At 45.8% G+C, this 5540-nt stretch carries 3 protein-coding genes, 1 rRNA gene and 1 pseudogene; 3 read left to right on the top strand and 2 right to left on the bottom strand.

Annotated features, from left to right (window positions below; genetic code table 11):
* Nucleotides 1–235 (top strand): annotated as a pseudogene (locus tag L5L98_RS21985) (IS4 family transposase); the annotation flags it as partial.
* 64 nt (nt 236–299) lie between these two features.
* Here the strand turns inward: L5L98_RS21985 and L5L98_RS21990 are convergent.
* Both L5L98_RS21990 and hxpB read right to left on the bottom strand, forming a co-directional pair.
* Nucleotides 300–641, bottom strand: a complete 342-nt coding sequence (locus L5L98_RS21990) for a DUF2845 domain-containing protein (protein WP_028759308.1) — start codon at nt 639–641, stop codon at nt 300–302.
* Between the two features lie 95 nt (nt 642–736).
* Nucleotides 737–1396: a hexitol phosphatase HxpB gene (gene hxpB, locus L5L98_RS21995; protein WP_263143541.1), complete on the bottom strand. Its 660-nt coding sequence runs from the start codon at nt 1394–1396 to the stop codon at nt 737–739.
* Nucleotides 1397–1831: 435 nt separating this feature from the next.
* Here hxpB and acnB point away from each other — a divergent pair, with 435 nt between their 5' ends.
* Complete coding sequence (gene acnB / locus L5L98_RS22000) at nt 1832–4429, top strand: bifunctional aconitate hydratase 2/2-methylisocitrate dehydratase (RefSeq protein WP_263143543.1); 2598 nt, start codon at nt 1832–1834, stop codon at nt 4427–4429.
* Nucleotides 4430–5302: 873 nt separating this feature from the next.
* A 16S ribosomal RNA gene (locus L5L98_RS22005) occupies nt 5303–5540 on the top strand; the annotation flags it as partial.

The raw sequence follows: 5540 nt of genomic DNA on the forward strand, positions 1-5540 counted from the left end.
ATCGGTCCACCCCAATCAACTGAGTTTTCGAGATGCGGCGAGTTATATCATCTTCAAGTTGACACAACTGTCATCACAAACACCGGGGAATGTCCCGAGAGACGTATTGGATATAGAACGAAATGCACGGCAATTTAAGCTGGATGGTAAACGGGAAAGGGCATATCCACGAGTTCTTAAAATGAGCAAAAACAAGTTCCCGGTTAGACCAAAGAAAAATGCCGTTCACTCTTAAGTGAACGGCATTACAGACAATGTCTGGCTTTTTTATTGATGACAATAATCAATGATGCTGCCGATTAATGTCCGTAACCTAAGGATTCAATTTTTGTGACTTTATTATCAGTGGCATACAGGCGGCGCATTAAGCGTGTTGGTCCAAAGTCATAGGTCCATTCTTGATACTCAGTCGGCAACTTGCTGGGATCGATCACCCTGTCTCCGTTAGCGTTGAGATAAGTCGCGGGCAGACTGTATTCTCGAATATCACTGGGCGAGCCGCATTTATCCTGCACAGTCGTTAAAGTATCGCCCGTATTGATCACTTGTTGTTTACAGTGCATGGTCTCACCTGCGCTAGCGGGTAAACAGGTGGACATGAGTATTAAACCCATGGGCAGTATTAAGGATAGGTACTTCACATTGAATTCCTTCTGGTGCATACACCATTCTGTCATTTATCCGTAGGGCAAAGACTAAGCTTATCCGCCCTGCAGAAACTCGGTGTGTTGTGACGTTATTTTGCCAAAATTGTTGTTAATGCCAACAAACTCTCGGCCTGATGATGGGCGATAATCCACTTAGCATCGCCTCTTTGTTCTGGTGCAGGGATCGCGACCGTTTGCATGTTGGCTGCTCTGGCGGCAATTAAGCCGTTAAAGGAATCTTCGATGGCAAGACAACAACGGGGATCAACATCTAACACCTTAGCGCAATTCAAATAAACTTCTGGGTGGGGTTTGCCATAGGTGAGTCCCTCGGCCGATTGTACTGCCATAAATTTATCACTGAGTCCTAGCTTAGAAAGAACTGCCTCAATAATAGTGTAGAACGACGAGGTCGCTAAGCCGATTTTAAGGCCAAGCGCTTGGCAGTGATCAATCGCTTCGTGGACGCCCAGCATAGCTTCGCCGCTAACCAGAATTTCATTTGCAACTTTATCAACAATCGTTTGGCTGACCTTGGCATTATCATAGTGTGGCCAAGGTGCCTTGTGGTACCAATAATCGACGCATTGATCGATGCGTAAGCCCGTGGTTTGTTGAATCGTTTCTATCGTCACTGGCACGCCAAGTGCAGATAACACTTCATACTCGACTCGCTGCCATAGGGGTTCTGAATCGATTAAAACGCCATCCATATCAAAAATAACGGCTTGAATGCTAAGGGATGTCATTGGTACTCCGATGGACTAAGGAAATAACTGAGATATGCAGTAAATTAAGCCTGAGTGTAAGTTCTCGCACTGCATCTTAAAAGCCAAAATGCAGCAAGATGAGAAAAATTTATACCTATTTGCTTTGGGGCGCGGAAAATTGCTTGTTCGATTTAAAAATTAATGAAACATTGTTAACTATTTGTAGTGTATGGTTTTTTGTCTTTTTTCAAACTATTGTCTAATTTCACTTGTTTTAATCTTCCCGTAAGTTGGCATTCGCCGCCGGATTTAGTCCTTATTTCGCTTTTTGCCGAGTGTGACCTGATTCATACTTTTGCAAAGCTGTAGTATACTGCAGGCCGGAAATACGGGTCGATCATGTCGGACTGTCAGCTTCAATTAAGAAGACGTGCAGTTTCGTTGTTAGAGCGCCAAACAAAGAGGAATGTTGCCGTGCTAGAAGCATATCGTAAACACGTCGCAGAACGTGCTGCAGAGGGCGTAGTCCCTAAGCCATTAGATGCACATCAAGTGGCTGAACTGGTTAAGTTAGTTCAAAACCCACCCGCAGGTGAAGAGGCTTTCGTTCTCGACCTGCTTGAAAATCGAATTCCCCCAGGTGTTGATGAAGCCGCTTACGTTAAGGCTGCTTTTTTAGATGCGGTTGCCAAAGGCACTGAAAAATCACCGATTCTGTCTGCTGAGCGTGCTACTGAGTTATTAGGCACAATGCAAGGCGGCTACAACATCGAACCTCTGATCGCGCAGCTGGATAATCCAGCGTTAGCACCTTTAGCCGTTAAAGCTTTATCTCACACTCTGCTGATGTTTGATTCTTTCCACGATGTGGTTGAGAAGATGGAAGCGGGCAATGAGTTTGCTAAGCAAGTGGTTGAAGCGTGGGCGAATGCAGATTGGTATTTAAGCCGTCCAAAACTGGCCGACAAAGTCACTCTGACAGTATTTAAAGTCTCTGGTGAAACCAACACCGATGACTTGTCACCTGCACCAGATGCATGGTCACGTCCTGATATCCCATTGCACGCGTTAGCTATGCTGAAAAACGCCCGTGATGGTATCGAGCCTGATGTTGCTGGTGCCGTTGGCCCAGTGAAAAAAATCGAAGCATTAAAAGCACAAGGTCATCCATTAGTATATGTGGGTGACGTTGTGGGTACGGGTTCATCACGTAAATCTGCGACTAACTCAGTACTGTGGTTTATGGGCGATGATATTCCATTCGTACCTAACAAGCGCGCTGGCGGTTTCTGCCTTGGCGGTAAAATTGCACCGATTTTCTTCAACACTATGGAAGATGCGGGCGCACTGCCAATCGAGCTTGATGTGAACAAGATGGAAATGGGCGATGTGATTGACATCTACCCATACGCCGGTGTGGTTAAGCGTCACGATAGCGACGAAGTAATTTCAGAATTCAGCTTAAAAACGGAAGTCTTGTTAGACGAAGTTCGTGCTGGTGGTCGTATTCCATTGATCATCGGTCGTGGTTTAACTGACAAAGCCCGTGACGTATTAGGCTTAGGGTTATCTGACGTCTTTGTACGTTCTCAAGATGTCGCTGATACTGGCAAAGGTTATACACTTGCGCAGAAGATGGTCGGCAAAGCTTGTGGCGTAGCGGGTGTGCGTCCTGGTCAATACTGCGAGCCTAAGATGACGTCTGTCGGTTCACAAGACACGACAGGTCCTATGACCCGTGATGAGCTGAAAGATTTAGCTTGTTTAGGTTTCAGTGCTGATTTGACTATGCAGTCATTCTGTCACACTGCGGCTTATCCAAAGCCAGTGGATGTGAACACACATCATACTCTGCCTGATTTCATCATGAACCGCGGCGGTGTATCACTGCGTCCAGGTGACGGTGTTATCCACTCGTGGTTAAACCGTATGCTGCTACCAGATACCGTTGGTACGGGTGGTGACTCACATACGCGTTTCCCAATCGGTATTTCATTCCCAGCGGGTTCAGGCTTAGTAGCGTTTGCTGCTGCGACTGGCGTTATGCCACTCGACATGCCTGAATCCGTATTAGTGCGCTTCAAGGGCAAAATGCAACCGGGTATCACACTGCGTGATCTGGTTCATGCTATCCCATTAAAAGCCATTGAACTGGGCATGCTGACTGTTGAGAAGAAAGGTAAAGTAAACATCTTCTCTGGTCGAGTACTGGAAATCGAAGGTCTTGAAACCTTGAAAGTTGAACAAGCTTTCGAACTGTCTGATGCTTCAGCTGAGCGCTCTGCTGCTGGTTGTACCATCAAGTTAGACAAAGAACCTATCATTGAATACCTGAACTCAAACATCATCATGCTCAAGTGGATGATTGCTGAAGGTTATGGCGATCGTCGTACGATTGAACGTCGTATCAAAGGTATGCAAGAGTGGTTAGCCAATCCTGAGCTGATGAGCGCCGATAAAGATGCTGAGTACGCTGCAGTAATCGAAATCGACCTAAATGACATCAAAGAGCCAATCCTGTGTGCGCCAAACGATCCTGATGATGCCGTTTTACTGTCATCTGTTGCGCAAACTAAGATTGATGAAGTGTTCGTAGGTTCTTGTATGACCAACATCGGTCACTTCCGCGCAACTGGTAAGATGCTAGACAAGTTTGCTAAAACTCTGCCAACACGTCTGTGGATTGCACCACCGACTAAAATGGATAGAGATCAACTGACTGAAGAAGGCTACTACGCGATTTTTGGTCGTGTAGGCGCGCGCATCGAGATCCCAGGTTGTTCACTGTGTATGGGTAACCAAGCACGTGTAGCTGAAGGTTCAACTGTGGTATCGACTTCTACCCGTAACTTCCCTAACCGTTTAGGTACAGGTGCTAACGTTTACTTAGCCTCTGCTGAACTGGCTGCGGTTGCTGCACTGTTAGGTCGTCTGCCGTCACCTGAAGAATATCAAGAATACGCTAAAGAGTTAGACGCAACTGCGGCTGACACTTACCGTTATTTGAACTTCGACCAAATCGAGTCTTACACCCAAAAAGCATCGGAAGTGATCTTCCAGACTGCCGTGTAATCGATTGCCGTTAAGGTAACTTGATGTAAAAAGCCAGCGTAAGCTGGCTTTTTTGTGGGTTTGTTTTATTTCTACATCTATATGCACCAATGAACCCTATCATAGTCATGCCTTTAGTTCTTACATCACAAACTCGCTACTTACTAATGGTCACGCGTTGTCGCCATTAAAACAAATCCATTTAAGCCGATCCGTAGGTCAATCTCACGCTTAGCCTCGTTTAATCTTCATTTTAAAAGACGAAAGTCTTCTATTTTTATAACTACCAACAAATCATCTGATGGCTTTTGGCTATACATAATGCGAAACAAAGGCGCAGCCTTGACTGAGTTGTGGATAACTTTGGGGGTAAGTGGTGGGTATGGTGTGGCTAGATTAGATAATTAGAATTAACTGCAAATTTCCTTAAAATAGGGGTTGCACAAAATCCTCTGCTGCCTATAATGCGCATCCACTGACACGGCAGACAGCGTTAAGCAGGCTGGTGTGACAGTTCATCGATGAGTTTACTGATTGATGAGTGTTGAGAAAGTTTGCAAAAACTCCTTGACGCGAAACGGGAAATGCGTAGAATACGCAGCCCTAGCCAACTGGAAGCGTTCGACGCTCAGTGTGGTACTCACCTTCTCTTATGAGGTTGAGTTGCTCTTTAACAAGATAAAACAAGAAATCTGTGTGGACACTCACAGGTGTTGAGTTAATCGAAACTGCTTAGCCTTAGGGTTGGCAGTCAAAAATTTAAATCAATGTAACAATGAGTGTTCATAGTAATATGTACAGTTTGTTTTAGCCCTTCTTTTATAGGGAGCGCGAGAAACAAAAAATCAGAATTCATTGAGCCGCTGAAGTCGCAAGACGGAAGCAACAAAACTTTAATTGAAGAGTTTGATCATGGCTCAGATTGAACGCTGGCGGCAGGCCTAACACATGCAAGTCGAGCGGCAGCACAAGGGAGTTTACTTCTGAGGTGGCGAGCGGCGGACGGGTGAGTAATGCCTAGGGATCTGCCCAGTCGAGGGGGATAACAGTTGGAAACGACTGCTAATACCGCATACGCCCTACGGGGGAAAGGAGGGGACCTTCGGGCCTTCCGCGATTGGATGAACCTAGG

The sequence above is a fragment of the Shewanella sp. SM23 genome (assembly GCF_025654295.1).
Taxonomy (GTDB): Bacteria; Pseudomonadota; Gammaproteobacteria; order Enterobacterales; family Shewanellaceae; genus Shewanella; species Shewanella oncorhynchi.

What these genes read in the sequence shown, in the direction of transcription:
- hxpB (WP_263143541.1), bottom strand. Translation starts at nt 1,396, where the DNA reads ATGACATCCCTTAGCATTCAAGCCGTTATTTTTGATATGGATGGCGTT.